The organism is Kribbella sp. CWNU-51, assembly GCF_054073265.1.
The window spans coordinates 109,693-135,914 of the sequence record NZ_JBSXMZ010000051.1; the positions used below are offsets into that span (position 1 = coordinate 109,693).

Genomic DNA, 26,222 nt, shown 5'->3' on the forward strand with positions numbered 1-26,222 from the left:
TCCGGCCGGCCCCCACCACCCCTGCCATCGAACGGAGTGGATCGGCAGATCGCTCGATCGGTTAGAGGTTGCCGGCGACGTTGGTGAACAGCGTGACAATGGCCGGGCCCAGGATCAGCAGCGCGGGAACCACGATCATGGCGATCAGCGCCACCATCAGGCCGTACTCGATCATGGTCGCGCCGCGCTCGTCGCGACGCGTCTGCTGGACGGCGGTCTGCACGTAGGTGAGCAGGTTGTTGATCATGGGAACTCCTTCAGTTGGCGGCGGGTGCGGGACCCACCCGTTGAGCGAACGGCGACCTGCCGATCGGTACCGAAACAGTGGGGGATCGCCGGCCTGGCCCGGCATCGGTCAACCGGCCAGACAGCGAAGGACGATCGACCGACAACGGGGGAGACCACCGCCGACCGGTCGACAGGGGGATGACAGGTCTGTCGGTCGTTCGGCTGACACCGTCGGCCGGTCAGCCGACTTCGCGGCTCCGGTCGGACGGTTCTGCGGTGACGTGGTTCCTTCGCGCGTCAGGTGCGCCGTACCTTGGCCGGCATGGACATCGCGTGGACAGTTGCCGGAGGCATCATTGGCTTCGTTGCCGGACTGCTGCTGCGCAGCACGGTCTTCCGGCTGTCGGTGGCTTCCGGCGAGCCCGCCCCTACCAGCTGCGCGCGCTGCGGGACAGAGGTGGGCGGACGTTTCGCGATCCGGTGTACGCAGTGTCGTGGCTGGTTCGGCGTTCCGTTCGTCCTCGAGCTGGTCACCGCTGCGGTGGTTGCCCTGCTGCTGTGGCGGTTCGCCGGTCTTCCGGATGCGGCCCCGTTCGCCTTCATCGGCGCGCTGGGGGTCGCGTTGGCCGCCATCGACATCGCGGTCCAGCGGTTACCCAACCGGTTGACTCTGCTGCTGTACCCGGGTCTGATTGCGCTGTTCGGACTCGCGACGGCGGTCGACGGGCATCCGTCGTACCTGCTGCGCGCACTGCTGGGCGGGCTCGTGCTCGGTGGCGGTTACTTTGTGCTGGCGGTGTTGAGCCGGGGGCAGCTCGGTGGCGGGGACGTCAAGCTCGCCGGCGGAATCGGCATCGCGCTCGGCTGGCTGGGCTGGCCGACTCTGCTCGTCGGGGCGTCCCTGGGCTTCGTCCTGATGGGTGTCGTGAGCCTCGTGCTGCTGATCGCACGCCGGATCACGCTCCAGCACAGCATCAGCTTCGGCCCGTTCATGCTCGGCGGCGCACTGGTGGCCATCCTCGCCACCGCGTGACCAGTGGAGTCCGGAACTTTGTCACCAATTGTCCCATTGTTACGGCAAAAAACACCCATCCGAATCCCGTAACGGGTTGTAGGCGATTGCCGATCAACGGACCAGAAAGTGACATCTATTCATCTCCGGCTGGGGGCCACAGAAGAGTCCGGCGGGGGCCCGCAATGCAGAGCTCGATCAAAGTCGTTGTCATCGACGGCCACACACTGACCCGGTACGGACTGATGAGGCTCGTCAGCATCGACGCCGACATCACCGTCGTCGGCGAATGCGGCCTCGCCGCGGAGGCGCCGCTCCTGGTCGAGACCAGCCGGCCGGACGTCGTCGTCCTGGATGTCGCTTTGCCTGACGCGGATGGTCTCCAACTCGCCCGTGAACTCCGTGACCGGTACGTCGAGCTCGGCATCGTCGTACTCACGGCGCAGGCGGAGGACGACGTACTGTTCAGGGCTCTCGAGACCGGCGTCTCCGCCTTCGTCGACAAGACCGCCCCGAACACCGAAGTCCTCTGCGCGATCCGGCACGCCGCCGTGGCGGCCGCTTCCTTCACCGCGACCGGCCTGATGCACGCGTTGGCTCGTCGCGGCGCCGGCGTGCCCACCGGTGGGCAGTCTGTCAGTGATCGGGTGCCGGTGGGTCTGGCGCTCAGTCCGCGCGAGCAAGAGGTCCTGTCCCTCCTGGCCACGGGTCGTTCTGTGCCTGAGATCGCCGGCGCGATGTTCGTCAGTCTCTCGACGGCCAAGACCTATGTTTCCCGCGTGTACGAGAAGCTGGGCGCCGTCAATCGCGCGAACGCGATCATGATCGCCCTCGGACTGGGCCTGATCACGCCGAAGCTCCCCGCCTCGGCCTAGGCCATCGGGGCCTCTTGCTGGCGGCAGGGTACGCGCGCACACTCGGACTGGCGCTACTTCGCGCCGCCGCGGGCCGGATCCTGGTGCCTGCACACACCCCGCCCCACCCGTGGCCGCGATCGTGGGAGGCGGCATGGACGAGTCACGAGCTCTTCAGCGCGCAGGATGGGCGGGCGCCGCTTCGATTGTGCTGCTCGTCGCAGGGGTGGCGCTGGGCTACCTGGTCGGCGTCGACAACCCAGGCATGTCGGACGCCGCCATCCTCGAGAGGCTCAACGACGACGCGCGGCAGGCCGCAGCCGGCTTCGCGCCGCCCGTGCTCGCTGCGGGGGTCGCGCTGCTGCTCTGGTTCGCCACCGGTCTGCGGCAAGTGCTGGACCGACTGTCCGGCGGCGACCCGCTCGCGCACGCGATCGTGCCGGCCGCGGCGCTGTTCGGTGGGTTGACGATCACCGGTGTCTCACTCGATGTGTCGAGCGCGTTCGCGGCATGGTCGGACGAGTTCACCGCCGACCCGGACACCGTCCGCGCGCTCGGCATGGCGGGGCAGGTCCTCGGGCTCACCGGGCTGATCGGCTGCGGCGTGCTGGTTGCCGTGACGACGCGGATCGCCCAGCAGGCGGGCGTCCTGCCGACGTGGGCCGTCTGGGTGTCCTACGCCGTCGTCGTACTGTGCCTGTCCGGCTTCTGGAGCGGGGGCATCGCGTCCGTGGCCTTCGTGCTGTGGCTCTTCGGCGCCGTCATCGGGGTGCTGCGCGCGGCGCGGCAGACACCGCCGGCGCCGTCCGTCCCGGCGCAGGGCGCACCGGCCCCGGAGGCGGCCCGCACGCCCCCGCCCGTCACCAGCGACTGACGCCCCAGCCGACGGTCATACACAGCCCGGCCGGCCTCCACAACCGGTCGCGAAGCACGCCGACGCGCACTTGACGACGACGATCTACGCACATAGTTGGCATGGCCACGGACCGGATTGCCCTGGAGCCACTCGGCCGCACCGTGTAGGCCGCTGGGACAATCGCGTCAGGCGTCATGCGCGAGAGTCGTCCGCCCACTCCACTCGTGGGTCGTCGAACACCGCGACCCGACAGAACTCACCTTCGGTCAGTCCCGCCGGCGTACCGATCGCCGCGCCGGGGTCGACGCGACCAGGTACGCCGTGGCACTGGTGGGTTAATGGTTCGCCTGGCGGGCCGCCGGGGCCGAGGATGAGTGCGATGACTACTACTTCCCCCCGAGCGGTTCGCTTCGTCGAGATGACCAGTACCGCGCTGAGCGCGTTACTGGCCGACGACCGTTCCGCGGCAGAGACCGAGCTCGGCTTCCCACTCGGCGACGAGTTCCTCACTGACCGGGCCAAGTGGCTCTGGCAGTACCGCCTCGATCAGCTGACCCGGGATCCCAGCACCTTCGGGTGGCTCGTCAAGCTCGTCGTGGCCGACGGGATCGTGGTCGGCTATGCCGGTTTCCACGGTCCACCGGACGAGGCCGGCATGGTGGAGATCGGCTACACCGTCGACCCGCCGTACCGGCGACAGGGTTTCGCCAAGGCGATCGTGACCGCGCTCCTGGAGCGTGCGGCGGCCGAACCCGCAGTACGGACCGTGCGGGCCACCATCAGCCCCACCAACCAGGCATCGCTGGCCACCATCGCCGGCTTCGGCTTCGTCGAGAACGGCGAACAGTGGGATGAGGAGGACGGCCTGGAGCTCATCTTCGACCGCCCCAGCCCCTGACACGAACGTGGCTCGCGGCATCTCCCGCCTAACCAACCTCCCTGGTCAGTACACCTAGGCCACTTTGGCGATCTTGCATTCAATGCCGGCCGATCCAATGGGAGCTTGCGCCGGGGTGGTTCCTCCGAATGTGGTCGTGCCGCGAACCTCGAAGGTCTGACCGCCGATCCTCTGGTGAGAGGCTGCATCCAAGACGTCGACGGTAACTGAGTAGTTCGTCGCGTCGCCTGAAATCGTGCCGGTGATCGTGACCGTGCCCTGCGATCCGACTGTGTTCACTTGGCAATCGACGTTCGTGCGGTAGCTCTTCCTGTCAAGGGACGGACTATCCACTCCTGGCACACCGATCGAGTGGAGCACCGCGAAGACACCGAACAACGCCAGCACACCCAAGGCAATGATCATGAGAATCTTCCGCCTGGGCCCGCCGAGGCGGGCCATATCCATCGTTGGCCATGGTCCACTCGCTAGTCGGCATCCCTGTCCCCCGTAACCCCGATCGATCCCTGATAGGCGCATTTAAGCGCCGGTCAGTGTACAGCGCAGTAGGTGTCTTGATCTGATGGGTTTCTGCTCTCGAACCGCCGACCTTCCGCTTCTCAGTTCGACAGCGGTTCCCGGGCTACCGGGCATGACCGTTGCCCAGCAGGTCTCTCCGTCGGGTCCTGGCGGTCGCTGGAGCTGGGTGTTGCGGTCTCGGTTGCGGTCATTGCCACCGGTGCGAATTCACGGCTGGTCGTGATGGGTGTTTGATGAGGATGGGCTGGGCGGTTTGGTCTGCCCGCTTGGAGGGATTGTGGCTGGGCCTGCAGAATCAGTTGAGGGTGCTCGTCCACGACTGTCTCAGGTGCTGGCCCGCCGGACTGTTGTCGCTGTCGCGGCGATCGTGATTCTGAGCGTGCCGTTCGCGGTGTTCGCTGCGATCAGCGGCCAGGTCACGGCATCGTCGTGGGCGCCGCTGGGCGGTGTCGTCGCCCTGACGAACCTGATGATCGGCGGCCGGGCGATCGCTTATCTCAGTGTCGGGTTGCTGACGGCGCTGACCCCGGTCGCGATCGTGTCCGGGGCGGTCCCGGTGGCGGGCGCCGGGCTGATGGCGATCATGTGCTTCGGGGTGGGACTGAGCGCTGCCCAGGGGCTGCACCGGGGGATGCTGCTGATCCCGATGTACCTCGCGTTCATGATCATCACCCCGCCGCCGTGGAGCGGACAGACGGTGGACCGGACCAGTACCTCCTACCTGCTGTGGAACATGTTGTTCCTGGGCGGCGGGGCGCTATGGGCGGCGCTGGTTTTCCCGCCTCTGCTGCGGAAGCAGAAGATGCCGCCGCGCCCGGAACCGTGGTCCCGGGCCGACACCCTGGTCTACACAACCACGATCACCGTGCTGTGTACGGCGAGCACCCTGGGGGTACTGATCTGGTGGCCCGGGTCCAATGGCGCCTGGCTGGTGTTGACGCTGCTGGTGGTGACCCAATTCGGCGCCGACACTCACTTGAAACGGACACTGGGCCGGGTCGCCGGAACGGTCGCCGGGGTCGTGATTGCCGCGATCGTGGCATCAGTCAGCAGTTCCGAAGTCGAGTTGCTCGCTATCGGCCTAGTCCTACTCGTGATCACAGTGGTGATCATGCTCGGCCCGCACTCCTACGTTCTGTACTCGATCTTCATTACCCCACGGTCGTCCTGTTCACCTCGACCAGCATCGCCGATGTGACCACCACCGATAAGCAGCGGCTCGAGTTCACCCTGATCGGGTCCGCGCTCATCCTGCTCGCCTCGGGGATCACTCTTACGTGGTCGCACTACCAACAGACCCATAGCCCGTCAGCGGCTGCTGGATCGTAATCCACGCAGTACGGGCGTCCCCCCGAAAGCCACCAGCCGCCAACGGTCGCCACCAGCAGCAATCTGTGAACCTGAAGCTAGCGCAGGCCTTGAACCCCGAGAGCAACGCACGTGACACGCGCGTAATGAGAAGGACGTCGGTTCGATTCCGACAGGCGGCTCCACCCGACCGCGACCAGCAATGTCCGCAGGTGGCGGCCGGCGACCAATGGGAGGACACCGGGTGCCTCTTCACAACATCACACGGCACCGCGATCGAGCCCGACAACCTCCGACGCAGTTGGTACCCGCTCCGGGACAAGGCCGATCTCGGCAACGTCCGACTTCTCGATCTTCGGCACAGCTGCGTGTCGCTGTTGCTGCGCCTGAAGGTCCCTCCGCACATCGTCCGGGACATCGTGGGGCACGCGAACATCGACGTGACAATGACGAGCTACGCGCACGCATCGCTGGAGGAGAAGCGCGCCGCGCTGGAGAAGCTGGGAGAACGTCTCCGCTAGCTCTATCCCTCTCGGTATTGGGAGAGCGGCTGATCGAGAACGGCACTCAGAAACCGCCTACTGCTGCACCGGTTGCTACAGATTGCCCCGCTGGCGATGGAGTGCGGCGAAGAAACCGCAGGTGAGAGGTGTGGTCAGGGGCGGTCTCGAACCGCCGACCTTCCGCTTTTCAGGCGGACGCTCTACCAGCTGAGCTACCTGACCGGGAGAAAGTTCGGCGGCGGTGTGTTTACACCGCCGCCTTCTCCTGGCGACCCAGACGGGACTCGAACCCGCGACCTCCGCCGTGACAGGGCGGCACGCTAACCAACTGCGCCACTGGGCCAGATGACTCGATGATCCTACAGCATCTTCGAGGTGCTTCTGACACCGGTCTTTCGACCGTATCCCCAACGGGATTCGAACCCGCGTTACCGCCTTGAAAGGGCAGCGTCCTAGGCCACTAGACGATGGGGACTCGGACCCGCGGGAGCCGAAGCTCCAGGGACAGCCGTAAGCATAGAGGAGACCACGCCCGCAGCCAAAACGGGTTCCGGGACGGGCGCCGTACGCCTCGGCGACAGTCGGCGTACGGCGCCCTGGAGGGGGGACCAGGGTGGGTCGCGTCGGTGGATCACGTGGTCGCGAAGGGGATCAACTGGTCGCGAGGGCGGTCGCGTCAGGGGCGATCAGCTGCGGGTAGAACCGGTGGAGACTGCCGGTCCGAGCCTGGACACGAAGCGGCTGCTGACCTACCTGAGTGCGGGGCTGACGGTCGTGTCTATCGCCCGCGAGGTCGGGGTCAGCGAGCGGACGATCACGCGCCGGATGGGCGGCTGCAGGAGGCGCTTGGCGGGCAGACGAGATGGGCGCAAGCGTCGCGTCAGGGCTGGCTTTGGGTAACTACGCTGGCAGCGTGATCGAGATGAGTCGGGCCGACTTCGAGGTGCTGGTGTCGGAGGCGCTGGACGAGGTGCCGGGTGAGCTGGCGGCGCTGATCGACAACGTGGCGATCTTCGTCGAGGACGAGCCGCCGGCCGGGGATCGGGAGCTGCTCGGGATCTACGAAGGCATCCCGCTGACCGAGCGCGGGCATTACTACGGCGGCGTGCTGCCGGACCGGATCACCATCTACCGCAACCCGACCCTGCGGATGTGCGCCACGGTCGAGGACGTCGTCGACGAGGTGAACATCACGGTGGTGCACGAGATCGCGCACCACTTCGGCATCGACGACGCCCGCCTCCACGAGCTGGGCTACGGCTGAACCACAAAAGGACCTAGGAGCGCGAGAACAGCAGCTTCCACGGCATCAGGGCCGACTCGAGCTGCACCTTCAGGGTCATCTTCGACGCACCCACGGTCCGCTCCTCGAAGCGGATCGGAACCTCCGCGATGCGCAGGCCGCGCTTGACCGTCCGGTAGTTCATCTCGACCTGGAACGAGTACCCGTTGCTCTCGATCGTGCCCACGTCGATCCACCGCAGCGTGTCCGCCTTCCAGGCCTTGAACCCGGCCGTGGCGTCCTTCACATGCAACCGCAGGATCGCGTTCACGTAGAAGTTGGCCCACGCGGACAGCGCCCGCCGGTGCCAGCCCCACTCGGCCGCCGCCTCGCCGCCGTCGACGTACCGGGACCCGATCACCACGCCGGCGTCCGTCGTCCGCAGGGTCTCCACCATGGTCGGGATCACCGAGGCCGGGTGAGACAGGTCGGCGTCCATCTGGATGACGATGTCGGCGCCTTCGTCCAGGGCACGGGTGATCCCGGCGATGTACGCGCGGCCGAGACCGTCCTTCACCGTCCGGTGCAATACGCCGACCCGCTCCGGCGACTCCTTCGCCAGCTCGTCGGCGATGTCACCGGTGCCGTCGGGGGAGTTGTCGTCGACGACGAGCATCTCCAGGCCGGGCAGGTTGAGGTCGGCCAGCAGTCCGGCCAGCACGGGCAGGTTCTCCCGCTCGTTGTAGGTCGGCACGACGACCACGATCTTGGTCAGCTCACCCATGACTTTCCTTTGTCGGAGACAAGGAAAACTACCGCATCCGACGATCAGAGCTGCGCCAGCGCCTCCGGGACCGTGGCGAAGATCCGGAACTGGGCGCCGAGACCGGTGACCTCGAGCGGCCGGTCGATCGGCCGGCCGACGCCGACCAGGGCCAGGGTGATGTTGTGCTCGCCGGCCAGGTTGCGGGCCTCGACCAGGTTGCCGAGACCGGCGGAACTGCAGAAGGTGACGGCGGAGACGTCGATCAGGACCAGCCGGGCCGGCGGCGCCACCGCGGCGCGGATCGACTCGGACGCGAACTCGGTGGTGGCGATGTCGATCTCACCGGACAGCCGGACCAGCAGGACGCCGGGTTCGAGTTCCTGGGTCTCAGCGTCGAACGTGGTTCTGATCATCTCGCCATCCCGCGGGTCTCGGTGGCTTGTCACGCCGGTCTCTCCCCCGGGCAGCACCATGACCACCGGTCGGTCCTGGCGGAACGGAACTGCCCTGCTCTCACCGTATGCCCCAACGCGCGGGCGTCACAACGGTTCTCGTGCGGATGACCTCGGAGCGTGACCTGACCGCTGTAAGCGCTGCCAATTGGTAGGCAAGCGTTTCGAAGAATCAAACAAACGAAAGACCCACTCGCGGTGATAAACAAGAGCAATGGGCGTACTCGAAGGCAAGGCAGCACTCGTCACCGGCGGCTCGCGCGGCATCGGCGCCGCGATCGTACGGCGCTTGGCCGCCGACGGTGCCGTGGTCACCTTCACCTATGCGAGCAGCGAGGCCGCGGCCGCGGATGTGGTCGCCGAGGTGAAAGCGGCCGGCGGTGAGGCGATCGCGATCCAGGCCGACCAGGCCGACCTGACCGCTGTCGACGAGCTGTTCGACCGCGCGGCCGAGCCGACCGGCACCCTCGACATCTTCGTCTGCAACGCGGCCCAGGCGTCGGTCCAGCTGATCGCTGACGTCACCGAGGACGACTTCGACGCAACGTTCGCGGCCAACGTCAAGGGACCGTACTTCGCTCTCCAGCGCGCCGGCCGCAGTCTCCCGGACGGCGGCCGGATCATCGCGATCTCCACGGTCAACACGGCCCTCCCAGGGCCGGGCATCTCCCTGTACGCCGCCGGCAAGGGTGCGCTGGAGCAGTTCGTGAAGGTCGCCGCGCGCGAGTACGGCTCCCGCGGGATCACCGTCAACACGGTGTCGCCGGGCGCGACCAGCACCGACATGTTCCACGGAGCCAACCCGCCGGAAGCCGAGGCGAAGCTGGCCGGAATCACCGCCCTCGGCCGCCTCGGCCAGCCCGCCGAGATCGCCGACGTGGTCGCTTTCCTGGCCGGACCCGACAGTCGCTGGCTCACCGGGCAGAACATCCAGGCCAGCGGAGGGTTGCTGATCTGACCACGAAGGACCTGACGACGAAGGACCTGCTCGCCGAGGTCGACGCCGCGGCCGACCCGGCGGTGGCCGAGGTGCTGTCGCGGTACTTCCAGCTGCAGCCGGGTGGTTACGGCCACGGCGACCGGATGATCGGGGTGAAGCTGTCGACCATCCGCGGCATCCTCAAGCCGTACTTGCGCGCCGACCTCCCGCTGCCCGAGCTCGAGCAAGCGTTGACCAGCGCGGTTCACGAGCACCGGCTGACGATCCTCTGCCTGCTCGCCGATCGCGCGTCCCGCAGTCTCAAGCCGCGTACGGCGAACCCGGCCGAACTCACCGCGATCCACGAGCTCTATCTCCGCAGTACGGCGTACGTCGACAACTGGGACCTGGTCGACTGCAGTGCTCCGCAGGTCGTCGGCGGCTACGTGGTCGACAAGCCCCGGGACGTCCTCTACACACTGGTGCGCTCGGCATCACTGTGGGAGCGCCGGATCGCGCTGATCGCGACGCAGTTCCTGATCGGGGTCGGTCAGACCGCGGACACCTACGCGCTGGCGGCCGAGGTGCTCGGCGATCGGGAGGACCTGATCCACAAGGCGTCCGGCTGGATGCTGCGCGAAGCCGGGAAGCGAGTCTCGGAGGAGGAGTTGCTGGCGTTCCTCGACCAGCACGCGACGCAGATGCCCCGCACCATGCTCCGCTACGCGATCGAGCGGCTCGATCCCGCCGTACGCAAGCACTACCTCGCGCTGCGCTGATTCAGCTGGGGGTCGGCGTAGGGCGGGGCTTCGAGGGCGCAGGTGGTGTGGTGGTGGACGAGGCCCCAGGTCTTGCGCGGCCTCGTCTTGGGCTCGGCGAGGCTGAACCAGGCGATCGCAGCGCCGCCTACGGCCAGCACTGCTGTGATCCACAGCGCGTTGTCGAATCCGTTCTCGAAGGCCAGGGGATCGCGGTAGCTGTCGCCGGTGATCCCAGCCGCCATCGGGATCGCGGCGACCGCCATCAGTTGCGCCGACCGCGCGACCGCGTTGTTCACCCCTGACGCGATCCCGGCGTGGTGGTCGTCGACCGACGACAGCACAGTGGCGGTCAGCGGCGCCACCGTCGATACCAGGCCAAGTCCGAGGACGACGACGGCCGGCAGTACGTCGGTGAAGTAGTTGGAGCCCGGTTTGATCCGCAGCATCAGCAGGAATCCGGCCGACATCAGCAGCGGTCCGACCGTCATCGGGATCCGGGCGCCGATCCGCTCGGACAGACCACCGGCGTACCCGCTCAGGCCGAGCATCAGCAGGGTCATCGGCAACAGGGACGCGCCGGCCCAGAGAGCGGAGTACCCGAGGACGGTCTGCAGGTACACGACCAGGAGGAAGGTCGAGGTGCCGAGTGCGCCGTACACGGCGACTGTGACTAGGTTCGCGCCGGTGAAGCGGCGGTTGGCGAAGATGCCGGGTGGCAGCATCGGGTGCGAACTGCGGCGCTCGACCTCGACGAAGGCCACCAGCGCGAGTACGCCGATCGCCAGGCTGATCAAGACGCGCGCGGAACGGAACCCGTCATCGCCCGCGCCGATCAGGCCGAAGGTGAGACCGGCCAGACCGATCGTCACCAGGATCGCGCCATTGATGTCGAGCTTGCCGGTCGCTGTCTCGTCGCGGGTCTCGGGCACGTGCCGGAGAGTGACGAGGACGGTCACCAGTGCGATCGGCGCGTTCAGCACGAAGATCAGCCGCCACGAGCCGCTGTCGACCAGGCTGCCGCCGACGAACGGGCCGACCGCCGCGGCGACCGAGGTGAGGCCGGACCAGATGCCGACCGCCTTGGCGCGGTCGGAGCGCTGGAACGACGTCTGCAGGATGGCCAGGCTGCCCGGGGTGAGCAGCGCGCCGCCCATGCCCTGGAGGACCCGGCCCGCGATCATCACCTCGAGGGTCGGCGCCGCCGCGCACAGCATCGAGGCCACCGCGAACCAGATCACCCCGATGACGAACACCCGCCGCCGGCCGAGCCGGTCGCCGAGGGAACCGCTGAGCAGGATCAGGGCGGCCAGCATCAGCATGTAGCCGTTAACGATCCACTGCAGGCCGGCCATGCCCGCGTTGAAGTCCTCGCCCATCGCCGGCAGAGCGACGTTCACCACCGTGCCGTCCAGGAACGCCATGCCCGACCCCAGCGCTGTCGCCGCGAGCACCCACCGCCCCCGGCTAGTCCCCAACGCGATCCAGTCATCGCTCATGGGGTCAGCCTAAGGTCAGCGCGGTAGATCCAACTGCAGTACGACGAGGGCTTTGCTGGCCGGGATGTTGGGCAGGATTCCGAGCTTCGGGGGATCGCCGACCGCGCACCGGGTGTCGGTCATCAGTGGGCAGACGGCATTGAGCAGTCCACTGGTGACGGAGAAGGTGGTCGGCAAGGTCCCTTCGGTGATCGCGGTGAGCGGCCGGATCGCCGCGCCGGCCCGCTCCGGTTTCGACACCGTCCTGCGGACCACGGAGCCGGACAGCCGGTACGTCAGACGGACCCTGGTGGCGGCCGTCGTCAACGGCAGGTCGGCCGAGCCGTTCACGGTGGTGTTCTGGACCGGCACCGACTGGTCGTCGGCGAGGACCTTCAGGTTCGTCACCTGCGGACTCGTCTTGGCCATCATCCCGGGCAGGTGCTCGCCCGACGACGGCACCTGGAGCTGCAGGATGTTCATGGCCTCGGGCAACATCACGTCCTCGGTCATGTCGAAGGACCCGTCCTTGCGCGGTACGGCGATCAGCCGGATGCCGGGCTTGGTCACACCGGGACCGGGGCTGACCGTGCCGCCGGCCTCCGGGGTGGGCGTGGCCGAGCCGCGGTCGATGCCGGGGCTGGGTGCGACCGGGCCGCTGCCCCCGTCCGTGCAGGCGGCGGTCGCGCTCAGCCCCAGCATCAGCGCGGCCGCCGCCAGCACCCGCACCGCGGTGCGGGTGAGGTCCTCCACCCCCGTTGACGAAGGGAGGAACTCACGACCCGGACCAGTGCGTCCCGACATGAGTCACCGCCCCCCAAAACGGACCTGGCCGTTACCCCTTCCGGCCGGATCGGACTGGGGCTTACGATACGCCCGAATTAGTGGGGTGCGGCAATTACTGCCGTATTTTTCCGTGAGCTACGGAGGGGGCAAAAATGCAGGGACGGAGCGTGTCCGGGCAATTCCGGTCAGTATCGCAACGTGTACTAACGAGAATTCGTGGTCCGGTATTTCGAAGGGTGATTCCGCTGTGCCTGGCGGTCACCGTCGCGGCCGCGCCGGCGCTGCTCGCGACGCCGGCGCAGGGGGCGGCCGGCGCCAACCTGTACATCGTCCAGGGCCTGCCGGGGCGCACCCTGGACATCAGCATCGACGGCCACTCGGTGGCGACCGGCGTCCAGGCGGCGCAGCTGGTCGGGCCGTTCGGGGTTGCTGCGGGCAAGCGGATGATCACTGCCAAGCAGGGCGGGAAGGTGGTCATCCAGCGTCAGGTGACGGCTGGATCCGGGGCCAGCATGGACGTCGTGATCCACCAGCCGGCCTCGCCGACGGGGGCGCCGGTGATCACCTCGTACGCGAACAAGCTGGGCTCGGTCCCGAAGGACAAGGCCGCGCTCCGGGTGGCGCACACCGCGGCGGTCGGCCCGGCCGACATCCTGGTGAACGGCAAGGTGCTGTTCTCCAATGTCGCGAACGGGGAATCACTCGACGTAGTCGTTCCGGCGGCCACGTACAAGGTCGCGATCGTGCCCACCGGCGCGACGTCACCTGTTGTTCTCGGTCCGTTGGATTTGCCGGCGAAGGCTGGTTATCTGACCCGGGTATTCGCGATCGGCGCACCAAGTCAGAAGACGATGACGGTCGCGGTCGGCACGATCAAGCTCCCGGCCTCGGGGTCGGGCACACCGAACCTGGTGAACACCGGGACCGGCGGACAGGCGGCAGAGCTTGACCAGGCGCGAAACTCTGCCGCGTCCAACGAGTCCGGCCTCTGGGTCGTGGTGCTGCTGGCCGGACTGTTCGCGGCCGTGGTGACGGCCCGCAGGGTGGTCGGCCGCAAGGTCGCGCGAAAGGTGGTACGTCGCTGAAACGGTGGCTGATCGGGCCGGTGCTGTGTGGTGTCGTCCTGGCCGGTTGTTCCGGCCAGGACGACAGCGCCATGCCCAGTCCGGGTACGGATGGCGGTACCTCAACGCCGGCGCCGCCGTCCGTACCAGGGTTCAGTTCCGAGATCACCCCGACGATCCCCACGCCGTCGGATCCGGTGACCGCGCCGCCTGGCCGGGTCGGGACACCGGCCCCGAGTCAGCGCATCCGTTTCGTCCCCGAACAGGTCGTGCTGCCCGGCGCCGCGAGCGCACCGGTGCTTCCGGCAACAACCGTCAACGGTCAGCTCCAGGTACCGGCGGAGGGTCAGCGGGTCGGCTGGTGGGATGGTGGGGCCGAGGCTGGTGATCCGTTCGGCTCGGTGGTCCTTGCCGGTCACGTCGACACCAAGACCGAGAGGCGCGGCTTCTTCGCGCGGTTGCGGCGCGTGCAGGTAGGGGAGGTCGTCGTACTCAATGGTTCGGGGCGTACGGCGTCGTACAAGGTGAAGTCGATCGTGTCGGTGCCGAAGGACGCGCTCGCGACCAAGAGTGGCGCCTTCACCCAGACCGGTGATCACCGGCTGGTTCTCATCACCTGCACCGGACCGTACGACGCCTCCCGGGGCGGCTACGCGGACAACCTTGTCGTCACGGCGACGTCGCTCGGTCTGGCGAAGTAGGACGGTGGTGTTAGCTCCACCTCTGGTTGGGGTGATTGCCTCCTGTCGGTGAGGCCGGCCGCCGACCAGGCTGGCGGCATGACTCTGACGACTTTCCGCCCCGCGCGCCGCTTGCTGGTCGGTGTCGGCGCCGCCGCCGGGCTGGTGGCGGCTCCGTTGTCCGCTCCACTCGCCGCTACCGCCGCGGGATCCGCCACCGGGGTGTGGGCGATGGACGGCTACGGCACGATCGTTGCTGTTGACAACGGTAAGGCGAAGCTCTACCAGACCACGAGCATCAGTTGTACGCCGGCCGCCGAGTACACCCAGGACGGCAACACCTTCGCCGCGGACGGCGAGCAGTCGTTCACCGGGGCGCGGCACCTGCGCCGGGTCCCGAAGCTGCCGGCCCTGTGTTCGATGCCGGGGGCAACCGGTCCGCTGGCTACCTTCGATCAGTTCTGGACCACCTTCGCGGAGAACTACCCGTTCTTCGCGGCCAAGGGCATCGACTGGACCGCGGTCCGCGCGAAGTATCGGCCGCAGGTGACCTCCGACGCGGCGCTGTTCGACGTCCTCACGGCGATGATCCGCCCGCTGGGTGACGCGCACACCGGCATCAGCACTCCGGACCGGGACTTCGCCGGCGTCCGGCCGGGGACAACGCTCCCCACCTTGGAGCTCGAGACGAACGTGATCCGCCCGTATATCGAGCACACCACGTTGCGCGGCGCCCGCTACACGTCGTACGCGAACGACCGGATCGGGTACGCCGAACTCCCCGGTGGGATCGGATACCTCCGGGTGATCGGCTTCCTCGGGTACGGCGACATCCCGCACTACGACCCGGAGCGAGCCGTGCTCGACCGGACCCTGGACACGATCCTCGCGACCAAACCGCGCAAGCTGATCCTGGACCTGCGCCTCAACGGCGGCGGCTCGGATCAACTCGGACTCGACCTGGCATCCCGGTTGACCGCGCGCCCGTACTTCGCCTATTCCAAGCGGACCCGCAACGACCCGGCCGATCCGTCGTCGTTCACCGCGCCGCAACCGGCGTACGTCGTACCGTCCGGGAAGTCGAGGTTCACCGGGCCGATGGCGATCCTGACCGGTGGATCGCAGCTGAGCGCGGGCGAGACGTTCACGATGGCGATGATGAACCGCACGCCGCGGCCGATCCGGATCGGCGAGAACACCCAGGGCGTCTTCTCCGACACCATGGACCGGACGTTGCCGAACGGCTGGACGTTCTTCCTGCCGAACGAGGTGTACCGCACGGCTGCCGGGACGTCGTACGACGGCGCCGGGATCCCACCGCACATCCGGCGGCCGGTCTTCACGCCGGCCGAGCTGGACGGCGGCCGGGACTCCGCGTTCAGCACGGCCGTCGAGTACCTGCGCCGGCAATCCTGAGCGGATCCGCAGCGGTAGGCTCGGCGGTCATGGCCAGGTATTTCGATGTGCATCCGGACAACCCGCAGCGGCGGTCGATCGGGCAGGTGGTCGACCTGCTGCGCGAGGACGGCCTGATCGCCTACCCGACCGACTCCTGCTACGCACTCGGTTGCCAGCTGGGGAACAAGGATGGGATCGACCGGATCAAGGCGATCCGGCACCTGGACGATCGGCACCACTTCACATTGGTCTGCGAGAACTTCGCCCAGCTCGGGCAGTTCGTGCACATCAGCAACGCTGTCTTCCGCTCGATCAAGGCGGCGACGCCCGGGAGCTACACGTTCATCCTGCCGGCGACCAAGGAAGTACCGCGCCGGCTGCTGCACCCGAAGAAGAAGACGGTCGGGGTGCGGATCCCGGACCATGTGGTCACTCAGGCCCTGGTCGCCGAGCTGGGCGAGCCGCTGGTCTCCAGCACCCTGCTGCTGCCCGACCACGACGAGCCGATGACGCAGGGCTGGGAGATCAAGGAAGAGCTCGACAACCAGATCGACGCGGTCATCGAGGGTGAGGCCGGCACCGAACCCACCACGGTGATCGACTTCTCCGACGACGTACCCGAGATCGTCCGGGTCGGCGCGGGGGACCCCAGGCCGTTCGAGTGAGGTCTTGCGATCGGCAAGATTGTGCCCGATGGTGGCTGGTGAACGTTAGTCATTAACGCATCCTCACCCGCCCCGGAGGAGCCATGAAACGTCTCGTGTTCGCGCTGCTGGCCGTCGTCCTGCTGGCTGGTCTGCCGGCCCCGGCGTACGCCTATGCCGACGCCTTCTTCCCGACCCAGAGCAGCGGCAACCGCGGTGCCGACGTCCAGGCGATCCAGTACCTGCTGCAGTACAACGGGCAGCCCGTCGACGCGGACGGGGTCTTCGGCGCGACCACGGTCACGGCGGCCAAGGCGTTCCAGACGGCCAAGGGGCTGGGCGTCGACGGGATCGTCGGGCCGCAGACGTGGACGGCGTTGACGCCGACGATCCGATCCGGCGACAACAACGCGGCGGTCAAGGCATTGCAGGTAGAGCTGAACGCCAAGCGCCGGCTGAGCCTGGCCGTCGACGGAGTGTTCAGTACGGCGGTTCACGACGCGGTGGTGGCGTTCCAGTCGCACGCGGGAATCGGCGCGGACGGTGTCGTCGGCCCGATCACCTGGCGCAACCTCGCCTGGCACTACGACTACCCGGATTTCAGTGCGAACCTGTGCGACCAGGACCCGGACGGCAACGGTACGGCGGCCAACTGGGCCACGGCCGCGGCTGTCGCCGAGCTGGAGCAGGGCGCTCGCGCGTTCGCATCGACCGGTCAGGGTCAGGTCCCGTACGGCGATGCGGGCTTCGAGCACGGTGGTGACATCCCCGGCCACAGCAGCCACGACGTCGGACTGGACATCGACGTCTGGCCGATCCGGACCGACAACGCCCAGTGCACCGCGGGCCGGATCACCTGGCAGTCGGCGACGTACGACCGCGCCGCGACCCGCCAACTCATCCAGTCCATCAAGGCGGCCGCGCCCGGCCATGTACGCCTCATTTTCTTCAACGACCCGACCCTGATCAACGAGGGCCTGACCACTCAGTGGCCCAACCACGACAACCACCTGCACTTCCGCTTCTGCGAAAAGGTCCACCCCAGCTCACTGCACGTCTGCTGAGATAGTGGTGCGGTGACCACACTCGATCTGTCGCCCGACGAACTGCTGACCACGACTCGCACGGTGCGGAAGCGGCTCGATCTGGACAAGCCGGTCCCGCTCGAGCTGATCCGTGAGTGCATCGAGATCGCGTTGCAGGCACCGTCCGGGAGCAACCGGCAGAAGTGGCACTGGCTTGTGATCACCGACGCGGACAAGCGGGCCGCGATCGGCGAGTACTACCGCCTCGCGGTCGAGAAGTACCTGGCCGGTCCCGGAGCCGCCGGCAAGTTGTACGCCGACGATCCCGTGCGCGGACCCATCCAGCGCCGGATCGGGGACGGCGTGGCCTACCTGGGCGAGCGGATGGGCCAGGTGCCTGTACTGGTGATCCCGTGCCTCGAGGCCGCGTCGCTGCCCGCAGGGAACCAGGCCGGCCTCTGGGGCTCGATCCTTCCGTCCGCGTGGAGCTACATGCTCGCCGCCCGGTCCCGCGGACTGGGTACGGCGTGGACCACCCTGCACATGAACTACGAACAAGAGGTCTCCGACCTGCTCGGGCTCCCGGAGGAGATCCGGCAGACAGTGCTGATCCCGACCGCCTACACGATCGGGACCGACTTCAAGCCTGCGCCTCGTCAACCGCTCGACGACGTCCTCCACCTCGACACCTGGTAGATCAGGACGCGGCCATCTCCTCGATGGTCAGACCGCTCAGCACCGAGCGCGGCTCGGTGACGGTCAGATCCACGGCCGGATCGGCCTCGGCGTCCCGGACCTTGACCAGCAGCCAGTCCTCGCCGGTCCGGGTGAAGGCCCAGGCGCCGTTCAGTTTCACGCCGTGCAGTTGCACCTTGAGATGCCCGCGCTCGATCGCCACCGCCGGGTCGACCAGCTGGTGACGATCGTCGCGGGTCAGGTTGGTGAAGACGCCCGCGTCCCAGACGATCACCGCGCCCGTGCCGTACTGGCTGTCCGCGATCACGCCCTCGTAGGAGGCGTACTCCAGATCGTGGTCAGTGGTGAACACCGCGAGCCGCTTCACGGTCGGATCCAGTGACGGCCCGCGCGGCACCGCCCACGACTTGAGGACCCCGTCGACCTCGAGCCGAACGTCGTAGTGCAGCCGCCGAGCGTCATGCAGCTGCACCACGAAGATGGGCTTCGGGGTCAAGCCGCAGCTGCCGTCGGCGGTTCGATCCGGCGCCGCAGCCGGCCGAGGATGCCGCGGAGCAGGCGGGAGACCTGCATCTGGCTCACCCCGATCTCGGCGCCGATGTCCGCCTGGGTCTGCTCCTCGACGAACCGTAAGGTCACGATCCTACGCTCGCGCGGTGGCAGGCTGCTCAGAGCCGGTTCGAGTACGGCGACGTTCTCGAACCGTTCGTACGATGTGTCGTCGACTGCGAGAGTCTCGGCCAGCGGCACAGCCGCGTCGCCGTCGAGCGGACGGTCCAGGGACATCACCGCGAAGCATCCGTCCGCGGACAGCGCGGCGGTCACTTCCTCAACGTCCGCGCCGATCGCGTCGGCCAGCTCCCGCAGGGTGGGCTCGCGGTGGAGATCCTGCACGAGTCCCGGCCGGGCCGCGCCGATGGATCCCTGCAGCTCCTGCAGCCGTCGCGGGATCCGGATGGTCCACGAGCAGTCGCGGAAGTACCGCTTCACCTCGCCCCGGATCGTCGGTACGGCGTACGCCAGGAACGGGGTGTCCGTGGTCGGGTCGTAGCTGTGCGCGGCCTTGACCAGGCCGAGGGATGCGACCTGGTTCAGGTCGTCGGCCTCCACGCCGCGGCCGTGGAAACGGGAGGCGATGCTGTGGGCGATGCCGAGGTTGAGTTCGATCGCCTGATCCAGGAGTGCCTGGCGGACCTCGTGGTCGGTAGCGGCCGCGCGCCGGCTGAGCAGCGATCTGGTCTCGTGATCCCGCCGCTCGGCCGGATCGGTCGGCGGCTCGGGGGTGGTGCTGGACTGCACGGTGTTCATTTGGGTCTGACCTCGCGACTGGAGTCACGGCGCGGCACGAGTCTGGACCGCGGTCAGAAGGTTCTGATCACCTTTCTACCCCCTGCGGCCGGGCTTAAGCATCCGCACCCCCTTGGCATAGGTTGCGGGGCATGGACTGGAAGCTGGAGTTGGTGTCGGTCCCGGTGTCCGACGTGGACCGGGCCAAGGCGTTCTACACGGACAAGGTCGGCTTCGTCGCCGACCACGATCATCGAGTCAGCGACGAACTGAGGTTCGTTCAGCTGACCCCGCCGGGTTCGGCCTGCTCGATCGCGATCGGCAGCGGCATGGACCAGGCCGAGCCCGGCTCGGTCCGCGGGCTGCAGATCGTCGTACCCGATGTCGCGGCCGCTCGTGACGAGTTGCTCGCCCGCGAAGTCGAGGTGTCGGATCTGCAGGAGTTCCCGTGGGGGCTCTTCGCCTTCTTTCGCGACCCCGACGGGAACTCCTGGGCCCTGCAGCAGATCGTCGCGCGTTCCTGAGGATTCCTCACTCCGGCGCCGGCCGGATCCCCTGGTACACGGGCGGTTCTGTGCGGTCGTGTTCGCTTCGCGACCAATCCGAATTACCGCTAACGGCGCGTCATCTGGCGGTTGTAGGGTGGCCTTTGGTTGAGAAGCCAACCCCCCGAAGTTGGCTTTGTTTCCCTGCGAGGGCGACGATGACCGATCTTCAGCACCACCCCAGAGCAGTGCGACACCACCCCACATCCTCCGCCCCTGTCCAGAAGTCAGGTGCCATGCCAGTTGCCCCAACCCGAACAAGGACTGTCCCGGCTCGGCCCACCGCCGTCCAGGTCCGCATCGGCGGCCGCTGGATCGCGGGGCAGGAGCTGGGCCGCCGGACCGGGGCGGCCGGGGCCGACGAGGTGCTCGTCAGCCACCACGGCCATCTCGTCTGGGTCGACGAGCAGTCGGTGCGCGAGTCCTAGCAGCTGAGAACCCTTGCAGGTAAGGGGTTTCAGCAGAGAGTTTTCGCCACCAGATTGCCGATCTCGACCGCCGACGCCGACTGCGCCGGGTCGAACAGCACCCTGGTCAGACCGAACGCGACGCCCGAGCGCGTGTCGGCCCAGCCGACGCTGCCTCCCATCCCCGGCATCCCGAACGAGGTCGGACTCTCCTCCGCCGACGACCCGAGCCGGCCGATCGGGTAGCCCAGCGCCCACGTCGCCGGATTGCCCATCAGCTCGTCCGGCGCGGTCAGTGCCGGCCCGGTGATCTCCGGGACCGCCTCCGGGCGGACCAGCCGGACACCGCCGACCTCACCGATCAGAGCGGCGTACAGCTTGGCGATGCCGCGCGCGGTCAGCACGCCTTCGGAGGGGATCTCGGCGGTGAGCTGGTCCGGGCGGTTGCAGCGGGCGGCGCGCGGGGTGAGGCCGGGCGGGGTGACCTTGGCGAACAGCCCGGCCACCATCGCGAAGGTGTCCTCGGCGCCCTCCGGCTCGACCAGCGTCGCGACCCGGTGCAGCTGGTCCTGCGGTACGGCGAAGTACACCTCGTCGGCGATCCCGAGCGGCTCGGCGATCTCCCGCAGTACGCCGGAGATCCGCCGGCCGGTGGCGCGGCGGACGATCTCGCCGACCAGGTATCCGAACGTCATGGCGTGGTAGGTCATCTTGGTGCCCGGCTCCCACCAGGGCTCGGCCGCGGCCAGGTAAGAGGTGATCTTCGCCGGGTCGGTGAGATCGTCGGCGGTGGTGTCCGGGGCCAGCGCGGGCAGGCCGACCGAGTGGGTCAGCACGTGCCGCAGAGTCGCCTTCTGCTTGCCGTTGGCGGCGAACTCGGGCCAGAGGTCCGCGATCGGAGCGTCGTACTCGAGCACGCCGCGGTCGACCAGCACGTTCGCGACGGTCGCGGCGGCTGCCTTGCCGGTGGATGCCGCGTAGAAGAGCGTGTCCGACGTGATGTCGCCGGCGACCGCGTCCACGACCAGCTCCCCCTGGCGATAGACCGCCACCTGCAGCCCGAGCTCGGTCTCCACCAACTCGTCGAGCCGCCGCTGGACCTGGTCCTGAAGGTTCGTCACGATTCCATCCTGTCTCTTTGAGATGCTCTCGTGGACTAGTCGGAGCCATGTTCGCGTGCTTGACGTCGGGTCGGTGCCAGACTGCCGCTGTGGAATTGCGGCAGCTGGAGTACTTCGTGGCGGTGGCGCACGAGCGGAGCTTCACGTTGGCCGCTCGGCGGTTGCATGTGGTGCAGAGTGCGGTGAGCGCTGCGATCGCCGCACTGGAGCGAGATCTGAAGGTCACGCTGTTCGAGCGGAGCGCCCAGCGTGTGGTGCTGACCGAGGCGGGTACGGCGCTGCTCCCGGAGGCACTCGCGGTGATGGACGCCGTCCAGGGCGCTCGTGATGTCGTCGACGAGCTCGGCGCGGGGATGCGTGGAACCGTGCGGGTCGGGCTGCTGCCAGGTCTCGGACTGGTCGATCTGCCCGCGGCGGCCGGTGAGTTCCGGCGACGGTACCCGAACGTCGAGCTGCAGCTGCGGGTCGACGCCGACGGCTCGGCCGGTGTCATCGTCGGGCTGCGCAACGGCGACATCGACGTCGGCTTCCTCGGGATCGCGGCCGGGAGTGTGCCACGTGATCTGACCGCCTGGGAACTGCTCCGGGTCCCGCAGGTCCTCGCGGTCCCGGTCGGGCACCGGCTCGCGCGCCGGCGGACGGTGACGCTGACCGACCTCGCCGACGAGGCGTTCGTGGACTTCCCACCCGGCTTCGGTACCCGGACGTTGATCGACCAGACCTTCGAGGCGGCCGGGATCGCGCGGCATGTCGTGGTCGAGGCGCTCGGTATCGAGAACGGCGTCCAGTTCGTCGCCCACGGCGTCGGCCTCGGCATCCTGCCCGGGTACGCCGTCAGCGGGGTGGACGCGATCCGCGTCGTACGGATCGCCGACGAGTCGTTCCAGTGGTCGCTCTACATGGCCACGCTGAAGAAACGGAAACCGACGGCCGCGCTCCGGGCCCTGCTCGGCCTGGTCAGCACCCACCTGCGCCATCCACCCGGCACTGAACTGGGCCGCGACGTAGATCGACAGAACTGATTCACTCACGCCCTCTGAGGGTTGGGTTCTTGGATCAACAGGATTGATCTACTCATCGACTTGAGTCGTTGGACTTGATGCATTCTGCGGAGCACGATCGAGATGTCAGCAAGACGTCGAGATCGAGGAGCAGGACGATGACCGAGAACACCACCGCCGGACGGGTCGCGATCGTGACGGGTGGATCGAGCGGGATCGGCCGCGAGGCCGCGGTCCGGCTGGGGCGGGACGGCTACGCGGTGGCGATCGTGTACGTCGGCGGCCAGGCAGGTGCCGAGGAAGCCGTCAAAGAGGTCGAGCAGGCCGGCGGCCGGGCGATCGCGGTCCAGGCCGATGTCGCGGACGAGACCGCCGTGGCCGCGCTGTTCGACCGGACCGAGCAGGAGTTCGGCGGGATCGATGTGGTCGTGCACGCGGCCGGGATCATGCCGCTGGCACCACTGGCCGACCTCGACCTGGAGGTCTTCGACCGGATCGTCCGCACCAACCTCCGCGGCACCTTCGTCGTCGACCAGCAGGCGGTCCGGCGACTCCGCACCGGCGGCGCGCTGATCAACATCTCCAGCTCGCTGACCAAGCTGGCCCGCCCGAACTACTCCGCGTACTCCGCCACCAAGGGAGGCGTCGAGGCGATCACGCTGATCCTGGCTCGCGAGTTGCGCGGCCGCGACGTCACTGTGAACGCCGTGGCCCCCGGCCCGACCGCGACCGCGCTCTTCTTCGACGGCAAGTCGCAGGAACTGATCGACCGGATCGCCGCGGAGCCGCCGCTGGAGCGTCTCGGCCAGCCGTCCGACATCGCCGAGATCATCGCCTTCCTGGCCGGCCCGGCCCGCTGGATCAACGGCCAGGTCATCTACGCCAACGGTGGCTCGGCCGCCTGACAACCCCTTGTTCTGAAAGGAAAGCCGTGATGAGCAAGACAGTCCTGATCTCCGGCGCGTCGAGCGGTTTCGGCGCCCTGACCGCCCGCGCCCTGGCGAACGCCGGCCACATCGTGTACGCCGGGATGCGCGATGTCGCCGGCCGCAACGCAGCCGCCGCGGCGGACGCCAAGCAGTACTCGTCCGAGCACAACGTCGACCTCCGTGCCGTCGAGCTCGACATCAGCACGGACGCCTCCGTCCAGCAGGCAGTTGCCACCGTGATCGGTGAGCAGGGGCGTCTCGACGTACTCGTGCACAACGCCGGTCACATGGTCACTGGTCCGGCTGAAGCGTTCACGCCGGAGCAGTTGGCCGACCTGTACGACACCAACGTGGTGGGCACGCAGCGCCTCAACCGCGCCGCACTCCCACACCTCCGCGAGCAGCAGGACGGCCTGATGGTGTGGGTCGGCAGCTCGAGCACCCGCGGCGGGACCCCGCCGTACATGGCTCCGTACTTCGCGGCGAAGGCGGCGATGGACGCGCTGGCGCAGAGCTACGCGCTCGAGGTCGCGCGGTTCGGGATCGAGACGACGATCGTCGTACCAGGAGCCTTCACGCACGGCACCAACCACTTCGCCCACAGTGGCTCCCCGGCCGACGCGGACGTGGTCGCGGCGTACGAGACGAAGTACGCCGGTCTGATGGAGCAGGTCAGCCAGAAGCTGGCCGAGCTCGAGCCGGCCTGGGCGGACGTCGCCGAGGTCGCCGAGGCGATCGTGACCGTGGTCGGCACCGAGAAGGGCCGCCGGCCGTTCCGGGTGCACATCGACCCGTCGGACGACGGCGCCGCGGTGGTGAACGGGGTGGCCGACCGGGTCCGCGCCGAACTGCTCCGCCGGATCGGTCTGGACGACCTCCTGCACCCAGTCGCGGGATGATCGACCCCCTCGCGCACTTCCTGCTGCCAGACCCGGCAGCGGCTACTGCTGTGCCGCGTAGTCGAGGGCGAACCTGACCGTCCGCTCATGCTCCTCGGGCGTCCCGACCGGGCAGAACACGAACTCCGTGGTCCCGGCGTCCGCGAATCGCTGGATCTCCTTCGCCACCGCCGACTCGTCTCCGAGCACGGCAGTGTCCTCCGGTCCCGCCTTCCCGCCGCGGTCGAGCACCGCCCGGTACGCCGGCATGTCGCCGGCGGCACCGAAGCGTTCCCGGATCCACTGGCGGGTCGCGTCCGGATCGTCGGTGAGCGCGATACAGGCAGCGGCGACCACCTGTGGTTGCGGCCGGCCCGCGGCGGTGGCGGCTCGGTCGATGGTCGGCCGGATGTAGCTCTCGACCAAGTCGGGTCCGACCCAGCTGGTCATCGTCCCACCGGTCAATTGGCCGGCGGTCTCGAGCATCCGCGGACCCAGCGCTGCCAGGATCAGGTCCGGAGCCTCCGCGCCGGTGATCTCGATGTGGCCGCGAGCCGTCAGCCGTTCGCCTTCGTAGTTGGTGGGCTCGCCGGAGAGCAGTGGTCCGAGCGCTTCGACGTACTCGCGCATGTACGTCGCCGGCCGGTCCATCGACAGGCCGAACATCCCCTCGACCATGTGCGGATGACTCGTCCCGATCCCGAGCGTCAGCCGGTTGCCGGTCACCGCCTGCACGCTGAGCGCCTGCGCTGCGAGGGCCATCGGATGCCGCGGGTAGATCGGTACGACGCCGACCGCGAAGCCGATCGTGGAGGTGAACGGCGCCGCTCCCGCGATCAGCGTGAGGGCGTCCCAGCCGGTGCGCTGGCTGAACCAGATCCGGTCGATCCCACTGTCCTCAGCAGCCTTCGCGGCCGCACCGACCTGGTCGATCCGGAGGCCTTCTTCTTCGATCCACAGTCCGATTCTCATGTCCACAAGTCAACGAGCGCGGTGATCGGCGACCAAGACGCAGCTACCCTGTGCAGTGATAAGGATTCGTGATCGCTGGGGGTGGCCGATGGAGCTGCGGCAGCTGCGGTACTTCGTCACCGTCGCCGAGGAACTCCACTTCGGTCGGGCCGCCGAGCGGCTGAACATCGTCCAGCCCGCGGTCAGCCAGCAGGTCGCCCGGCTCGAACGCGAACTCGGTCTGAAGCTCCTCGACCGCTCGTCACGCCACGTTCGGCTGACCGGGGACGGCGAGCGGATGCTGCGCGAGGCGCGGACCATCCTCGCCGCCGCGGATCACGCCACCGGGGTCGCCGCGGAGCTCGCTTCCGGCCGGGCCGGCGTCCTCCGGATCGGCACGGCGCCGGGCCTGCGGGATCGGCTCGAGCGCGGCCTCGCCGCCCTACGGGCGAGCACGCCGGACCTGGAGATCAAGCTCAGCTCGGGTGCCGCGGCCGATCATCTCGATGCCCTTCGATCCGGCGACCTGGATGCCGCCTTCGTCCGTGGCGAGGTTGCCGCGGCCGATCTCCGGGTGGTCGAGCTCTGGCAGGATCCGCTGTCGGTCCTGGTGCCGTCGGAGTACCGGGCGGACGACGGGGTGAAGCTCGTCGACCTGGCCGGTCTGCCGATGCGTCTGCCGGCCGACCCCTGGCTGCGCGAGTTCCTCACCGCGGCCTGCCGGGACGCCGGCTTCGAGCCGGTGCTGGGACGGCCGGCGGACGACCTGGAAGCCACCATCGTCGAGATGTCGACCGGCTCCCCGGCCTGGACCGTCGTGTACGGCACGTCGTGCGGATCGGCCGAGGGCGTCCTGTGGATGGGGCCGTTCGCGCCACCGCTGCGCGCTCCCGGCAACATGGTGATCGCACCAGGCCGCCCGGCCGCGTGCGTCGACGTCCTCGTCTCCGCCTTCGGGTGACCCCCGGCGGGCCCTGACAGCACCGCCGGGGGCCGCGTGTTGATCTCTCAACAAGCACCGGATCGTACGTGGCAAA

Annotated in this window: 32 protein-coding genes and 3 tRNA genes; 22 read left to right on the plus strand and 13 right to left on the minus strand. The window is 68.2% G+C overall.

The genetic code is table 11. The features are described 5' to 3' along the window. Window positions 1-61 precede the first annotated feature (61 nt). A complete protein-coding gene (locus ACXC9Q_RS37635) occupies window positions 62-247 on the minus strand; it encodes a Flp family type IVb pilin (RefSeq protein WP_457061459.1) in 186 nt (61 codons plus the stop codon). Window positions 248-550: 303 nt separating this feature from the next. On the opposite strand from ACXC9Q_RS37635, the gene ACXC9Q_RS37640 reads away from it, so the two are divergent. The 4 genes from ACXC9Q_RS37640 to ACXC9Q_RS37655 all read left to right on the plus strand — a co-directional run bounded on the left by ACXC9Q_RS37640 (window position 551) and on the right by ACXC9Q_RS37655 (window position 3,848). Then, window positions 551-1,261: a prepilin peptidase gene (locus ACXC9Q_RS37640; protein WP_457061461.1), complete on the plus strand. Its 711-nt coding sequence runs from the start codon at window positions 551-553 to the stop codon at window positions 1,259-1,261. A gap of 164 nt (window positions 1,262-1,425) precedes the next feature. After that, window positions 1,426-2,115 (plus strand): response regulator transcription factor, encoded by a 690-nt coding sequence (locus ACXC9Q_RS37645; protein WP_457061463.1) that lies wholly within the window; start codon window positions 1,426-1,428, stop codon window positions 2,113-2,115. 133 nt (window positions 2,116-2,248) lie between these two features. Further along, window positions 2,249-2,968: a hypothetical protein gene (locus tag ACXC9Q_RS37650; protein ID WP_457061465.1), complete on the plus strand. Its 720-nt coding sequence runs from the start codon at window positions 2,249-2,251 to the stop codon at window positions 2,966-2,968. Between the two features lie 361 nt (window positions 2,969-3,329). Continuing rightward, window positions 3,330-3,848 carry a GNAT family N-acetyltransferase gene (locus ACXC9Q_RS37655; RefSeq protein WP_457061467.1) on the plus strand — a complete coding sequence of 173 codons (519 nt, stop codon included), beginning with the start codon at window positions 3,330-3,332 and terminating at the stop codon, window positions 3,846-3,848. Between the two features lie 54 nt (window positions 3,849-3,902). Here the strand turns inward: ACXC9Q_RS37655 and ACXC9Q_RS37660 are convergent, their stop codons facing one another. Beyond that, window positions 3,903-4,253 carry a hypothetical protein gene (locus ACXC9Q_RS37660; RefSeq protein ID WP_457061469.1) on the minus strand — a complete coding sequence of 117 codons (351 nt, stop codon included), beginning with the start codon at window positions 4,251-4,253 and terminating at the stop codon, window positions 3,903-3,905. Window positions 4,254-4,695: 442 nt separating this feature from the next. Here ACXC9Q_RS37660 and ACXC9Q_RS37665 point away from each other — a divergent pair, with 442 nt between their 5' ends. From ACXC9Q_RS37665 to ACXC9Q_RS37675, 3 genes are all read left to right on the plus strand, one after another. Further along, window positions 4,696-5,565 carry an FUSC family protein gene (locus ACXC9Q_RS37665; protein WP_457061471.1) on the plus strand — a complete coding sequence of 290 codons (870 nt, stop codon included), beginning with the start codon at window positions 4,696-4,698 and terminating at the stop codon, window positions 5,563-5,565. Continuing rightward, a complete protein-coding gene (locus tag ACXC9Q_RS37670; protein WP_457061473.1) occupies window positions 5,562-5,696 on the plus strand; it encodes a hypothetical protein in 135 nt (44 codons plus the stop codon). Before ACXC9Q_RS37665 ends, ACXC9Q_RS37670 begins: the two co-directional genes overlap by 4 nt. A gap of 191 nt (window positions 5,697-5,887) precedes the next feature. Continuing rightward, window positions 5,888-6,196, plus strand: a complete 309-nt coding sequence (locus ACXC9Q_RS37675; protein ID WP_457061475.1) for a tyrosine-type recombinase/integrase — start codon at window positions 5,888-5,890, stop codon at window positions 6,194-6,196. Between the two features lie 131 nt (window positions 6,197-6,327). Here the strand turns inward: ACXC9Q_RS37675 and ACXC9Q_RS37680 are convergent. From ACXC9Q_RS37680 to ACXC9Q_RS37690, 3 genes are all read right to left on the minus strand, one after another. Continuing rightward, window positions 6,328-6,400: transfer RNA gene (locus ACXC9Q_RS37680), tRNA-Phe, on the minus strand. 44 nt (window positions 6,401-6,444) lie between these two features. Beyond that, window positions 6,445-6,521: transfer RNA gene (locus ACXC9Q_RS37685), tRNA-Asp, on the minus strand. Between the two features lie 59 nt (window positions 6,522-6,580). Beyond that, window positions 6,581-6,653, minus strand: a tRNA-Glu gene (locus ACXC9Q_RS37690). A 438-nt stretch (window positions 6,654-7,091) separates the two neighbouring features. Here ACXC9Q_RS37690 and ACXC9Q_RS37695 point away from each other — a divergent pair. After that, window positions 7,092-7,442 (plus strand): metallopeptidase family protein, encoded by a 351-nt coding sequence (locus ACXC9Q_RS37695; protein ID WP_457061477.1) that lies wholly within the window; start codon window positions 7,092-7,094, stop codon window positions 7,440-7,442. Window positions 7,443-7,455: 13 nt separating this feature from the next. On the opposite strand, the gene ACXC9Q_RS37700 is transcribed toward ACXC9Q_RS37695, so the two are convergent. Both ACXC9Q_RS37700 and ACXC9Q_RS37705 read right to left on the minus strand, forming a co-directional pair. Next, on the minus strand, window positions 7,456-8,184 hold the full coding sequence (locus ACXC9Q_RS37700; protein WP_457061479.1) for a polyprenol monophosphomannose synthase: 729 nt from the start codon (window positions 8,182-8,184) through the stop codon (window positions 7,456-7,458). A gap of 44 nt (window positions 8,185-8,228) precedes the next feature. Beyond that, on the minus strand, window positions 8,229-8,579 hold the full coding sequence (locus ACXC9Q_RS37705) for an STAS domain-containing protein (protein WP_457061481.1): 351 nt from the start codon (window positions 8,577-8,579) through the stop codon (window positions 8,229-8,231). A gap of 253 nt (window positions 8,580-8,832) precedes the next feature. On the opposite strand from ACXC9Q_RS37705, the gene ACXC9Q_RS37710 reads away from it, so the two are divergent. Then, a complete protein-coding gene (locus ACXC9Q_RS37710; protein ID WP_457061483.1) occupies window positions 8,833-9,576 on the plus strand; it encodes an SDR family oxidoreductase in 744 nt (247 codons plus the stop codon). 26 nt (window positions 9,577-9,602) lie between these two features. Further along, window positions 9,603-10,316, plus strand: a complete 714-nt coding sequence (locus ACXC9Q_RS37715; RefSeq protein WP_457061610.1) for a DNA alkylation repair protein — start codon at window positions 9,603-9,605, stop codon at window positions 10,314-10,316. On the opposite strand, the gene ACXC9Q_RS37720 is transcribed toward ACXC9Q_RS37715, so the two are convergent. Together ACXC9Q_RS37720 and ACXC9Q_RS37725 are read right to left on the minus strand one after the other, a co-directional pair. Further along, window positions 10,298-11,794, minus strand: a complete 1,497-nt coding sequence (locus ACXC9Q_RS37720) for an MFS transporter (RefSeq protein ID WP_457061485.1) — start codon at window positions 11,792-11,794, stop codon at window positions 10,298-10,300. The two genes, ACXC9Q_RS37715 and ACXC9Q_RS37720, sit on opposite strands and share 19 nt — an antisense overlap. A gap of 15 nt (window positions 11,795-11,809) precedes the next feature. Next, the gene (locus tag ACXC9Q_RS37725; protein ID WP_457061487.1) at window positions 11,810-12,526 is read right to left on the minus strand and encodes a hypothetical protein; all 717 of its coding nucleotides are present in this window, start codon (window positions 12,524-12,526) and stop codon (window positions 11,810-11,812) included. A gap of 269 nt (window positions 12,527-12,795) precedes the next feature. Here ACXC9Q_RS37725 and ACXC9Q_RS37730 point away from each other — a divergent pair, with 269 nt between their 5' ends. The 6 genes from ACXC9Q_RS37730 (at window position 12,796) to ACXC9Q_RS37755 (ending at window position 18,066) form a co-directional block, all read left to right on the plus strand. Then, on the plus strand, window positions 12,796-13,644 hold the full coding sequence (locus tag ACXC9Q_RS37730) for a DUF4397 domain-containing protein (protein WP_457061488.1): 849 nt from the start codon (window positions 12,796-12,798) through the stop codon (window positions 13,642-13,644). Window positions 13,645-13,715: 71 nt separating this feature from the next. Next, entirely contained in the window at window positions 13,716-14,324 is a 609-nt protein-coding gene (locus tag ACXC9Q_RS37735) for a class F sortase (protein WP_457061489.1), read from the plus strand. 78 nt (window positions 14,325-14,402) lie between these two features. Next, a complete protein-coding gene (locus tag ACXC9Q_RS37740; protein WP_457061491.1) occupies window positions 14,403-15,719 on the plus strand; it encodes a S41 family peptidase in 1,317 nt (438 codons plus the stop codon). A gap of 29 nt (window positions 15,720-15,748) precedes the next feature. Then, a complete protein-coding gene (locus ACXC9Q_RS37745; protein ID WP_457061492.1) occupies window positions 15,749-16,366 on the plus strand; it encodes an L-threonylcarbamoyladenylate synthase in 618 nt (205 codons plus the stop codon). Window positions 16,367-16,449: 83 nt separating this feature from the next. Next, window positions 16,450-17,409, plus strand: coding sequence for a penicillin-insensitive murein endopeptidase (locus ACXC9Q_RS37750; protein WP_457061494.1), 960 nt, complete (start codon window positions 16,450-16,452; stop codon window positions 17,407-17,409). Between the two features lie 12 nt (window positions 17,410-17,421). Next, window positions 17,422-18,066 carry a nitroreductase family protein gene (locus ACXC9Q_RS37755; protein ID WP_457061496.1) on the plus strand — a complete coding sequence of 215 codons (645 nt, stop codon included), beginning with the start codon at window positions 17,422-17,424 and terminating at the stop codon, window positions 18,064-18,066. A gap of 1 nt (window position 18,067) precedes the next feature. Here the strand turns inward: ACXC9Q_RS37755 and ACXC9Q_RS37760 are convergent, their stop codons facing one another. Both ACXC9Q_RS37760 and ACXC9Q_RS37765 read right to left on the minus strand, forming a co-directional pair. Next, window positions 18,068-18,562, minus strand: a complete 495-nt coding sequence (locus ACXC9Q_RS37760) for a DNA polymerase ligase N-terminal domain-containing protein (protein ID WP_457061497.1) — start codon at window positions 18,560-18,562, stop codon at window positions 18,068-18,070. Further along, window positions 18,559-19,374, minus strand: coding sequence for a SigB/SigF/SigG family RNA polymerase sigma factor (locus tag ACXC9Q_RS37765; RefSeq protein ID WP_457061499.1), 816 nt, complete (start codon window positions 19,372-19,374; stop codon window positions 18,559-18,561). The genes ACXC9Q_RS37760 and ACXC9Q_RS37765 overlap by 4 nt, the downstream gene beginning before the upstream one ends. A gap of 131 nt (window positions 19,375-19,505) precedes the next feature. Between ACXC9Q_RS37765 and ACXC9Q_RS37770 the strand changes: the two genes are divergently transcribed. Further along, entirely contained in the window at window positions 19,506-19,877 is a 372-nt protein-coding gene (locus ACXC9Q_RS37770; protein WP_457061500.1) for a VOC family protein, read from the plus strand. 257 nt (window positions 19,878-20,134) lie between these two features. After that, window positions 20,135-20,326: a hypothetical protein gene (locus ACXC9Q_RS37775; RefSeq protein ID WP_457061501.1), complete on the plus strand. Its 192-nt coding sequence runs from the start codon at window positions 20,135-20,137 to the stop codon at window positions 20,324-20,326. Between the two features lie 29 nt (window positions 20,327-20,355). On the opposite strand, the gene ACXC9Q_RS37780 is transcribed toward ACXC9Q_RS37775, so the two are convergent. Then, window positions 20,356-21,426 (minus strand): serine hydrolase domain-containing protein, encoded by a 1,071-nt coding sequence (locus ACXC9Q_RS37780; RefSeq protein ID WP_457061503.1) that lies wholly within the window; start codon window positions 21,424-21,426, stop codon window positions 20,356-20,358. A gap of 89 nt (window positions 21,427-21,515) precedes the next feature. On the opposite strand from ACXC9Q_RS37780, the gene ACXC9Q_RS37785 reads away from it, so the two are divergent. The 3 genes from ACXC9Q_RS37785 (at window position 21,516) to ACXC9Q_RS37795 (ending at window position 24,255) form a co-directional block, all read left to right on the plus strand. Continuing rightward, the gene (locus tag ACXC9Q_RS37785; RefSeq protein ID WP_457061505.1) at window positions 21,516-22,448 is read left to right on the plus strand and encodes a LysR family transcriptional regulator; all 933 of its coding nucleotides are present in this window, start codon (window positions 21,516-21,518) and stop codon (window positions 22,446-22,448) included. 137 nt (window positions 22,449-22,585) lie between these two features. Then, window positions 22,586-23,332, plus strand: coding sequence for an SDR family oxidoreductase (locus ACXC9Q_RS37790; RefSeq protein WP_457061506.1), 747 nt, complete (start codon window positions 22,586-22,588; stop codon window positions 23,330-23,332). A 29-nt stretch (window positions 23,333-23,361) separates the two neighbouring features. Continuing rightward, window positions 23,362-24,255, plus strand: coding sequence for an SDR family oxidoreductase (locus tag ACXC9Q_RS37795; RefSeq protein ID WP_457061507.1), 894 nt, complete (start codon window positions 23,362-23,364; stop codon window positions 24,253-24,255). A gap of 42 nt (window positions 24,256-24,297) precedes the next feature. On the opposite strand, the gene ACXC9Q_RS37800 is transcribed toward ACXC9Q_RS37795, so the two are convergent. Further along, window positions 24,298-25,206, minus strand: coding sequence for a TIGR03564 family F420-dependent LLM class oxidoreductase (locus ACXC9Q_RS37800; protein WP_457061509.1), 909 nt, complete (start codon window positions 25,204-25,206; stop codon window positions 24,298-24,300). A gap of 88 nt (window positions 25,207-25,294) precedes the next feature. On the opposite strand from ACXC9Q_RS37800, the gene ACXC9Q_RS37805 reads away from it, so the two are divergent. Then, entirely contained in the window at window positions 25,295-26,146 is an 852-nt protein-coding gene (locus tag ACXC9Q_RS37805) for a LysR family transcriptional regulator (protein ID WP_457061510.1), read from the plus strand. Window positions 26,147-26,222: the final 76 nt, after the last annotated feature.

What these genes read in the sequence shown, in the direction of transcription:
- ACXC9Q_RS37635 (WP_457061459.1), bottom strand. Translation starts at nt 247, where the DNA reads ATGATCAACAACCTGCTCACCTACGTGCAGACCGCCGTCCAGCAGACG.
- ACXC9Q_RS37640 (WP_457061461.1), top strand. Translation starts at nt 551, where the DNA reads ATGGACATCGCGTGGACAGTTGCCGGAGGCATCATTGGCTTCGTTGCC.
- ACXC9Q_RS37645 (WP_457061463.1), top strand. Translation starts at nt 1,426, where the DNA reads ATGCAGAGCTCGATCAAAGTCGTTGTCATCGACGGCCACACACTGACC.
- ACXC9Q_RS37650 (WP_457061465.1), top strand. Translation starts at nt 2,249, where the DNA reads ATGGACGAGTCACGAGCTCTTCAGCGCGCAGGATGGGCGGGCGCCGCT.
- ACXC9Q_RS37655 (WP_457061467.1), top strand. Translation starts at nt 3,330, where the DNA reads ATGACTACTACTTCCCCCCGAGCGGTTCGCTTCGTCGAGATGACCAGT.
- ACXC9Q_RS37660 (WP_457061469.1), bottom strand. Translation starts at nt 4,253, where the DNA reads ATGATCATTGCCTTGGGTGTGCTGGCGTTGTTCGGTGTCTTCGCGGTG.
- ACXC9Q_RS37700 (WP_457061479.1), bottom strand. Translation starts at nt 8,184, where the DNA reads ATGGGTGAGCTGACCAAGATCGTGGTCGTCGTGCCGACCTACAACGAG.
- ACXC9Q_RS37705 (WP_457061481.1), bottom strand. Translation starts at nt 8,579, where the DNA reads ATGATCAGAACCACGTTCGACGCTGAGACCCAGGAACTCGAACCCGGC.
- ACXC9Q_RS37710 (WP_457061483.1), top strand. Translation starts at nt 8,833, where the DNA reads ATGGGCGTACTCGAAGGCAAGGCAGCACTCGTCACCGGCGGCTCGCGC.
- ACXC9Q_RS37720 (WP_457061485.1), bottom strand. Translation starts at nt 11,794, where the DNA reads ATGAGCGATGACTGGATCGCGTTGGGGACTAGCCGGGGGCGGTGGGTG.
- ACXC9Q_RS37735 (WP_457061489.1), top strand. Translation starts at nt 13,716, where the DNA reads ATGCCCAGTCCGGGTACGGATGGCGGTACCTCAACGCCGGCGCCGCCG.
- ACXC9Q_RS37740 (WP_457061491.1), top strand. Translation starts at nt 14,403, where the DNA reads ATGACTCTGACGACTTTCCGCCCCGCGCGCCGCTTGCTGGTCGGTGTC.
- ACXC9Q_RS37745 (WP_457061492.1), top strand. Translation starts at nt 15,749, where the DNA reads ATGGCCAGGTATTTCGATGTGCATCCGGACAACCCGCAGCGGCGGTCG.
- ACXC9Q_RS37750 (WP_457061494.1), top strand. Translation starts at nt 16,450, where the DNA reads ATGAAACGTCTCGTGTTCGCGCTGCTGGCCGTCGTCCTGCTGGCTGGT.
- ACXC9Q_RS37765 (WP_457061499.1), bottom strand. Translation starts at nt 19,374, where the DNA reads ATGAACACCGTGCAGTCCAGCACCACCCCCGAGCCGCCGACCGATCCG.
- ACXC9Q_RS37770 (WP_457061500.1), top strand. Translation starts at nt 19,506, where the DNA reads ATGGACTGGAAGCTGGAGTTGGTGTCGGTCCCGGTGTCCGACGTGGAC.
- ACXC9Q_RS37775 (WP_457061501.1), top strand. Translation starts at nt 20,135, where the DNA reads ATGCCAGTTGCCCCAACCCGAACAAGGACTGTCCCGGCTCGGCCCACC.
- ACXC9Q_RS37790 (WP_457061506.1), top strand. Translation starts at nt 22,586, where the DNA reads ATGACCGAGAACACCACCGCCGGACGGGTCGCGATCGTGACGGGTGGA.
- ACXC9Q_RS37795 (WP_457061507.1), top strand. Translation starts at nt 23,362, where the DNA reads ATGAGCAAGACAGTCCTGATCTCCGGCGCGTCGAGCGGTTTCGGCGCC.
- ACXC9Q_RS37800 (WP_457061509.1), bottom strand. Translation starts at nt 25,206, where the DNA reads ATGAGAATCGGACTGTGGATCGAAGAAGAAGGCCTCCGGATCGACCAG.
- ACXC9Q_RS37805 (WP_457061510.1), top strand. Translation starts at nt 25,295, where the DNA reads ATGGAGCTGCGGCAGCTGCGGTACTTCGTCACCGTCGCCGAGGAACTC.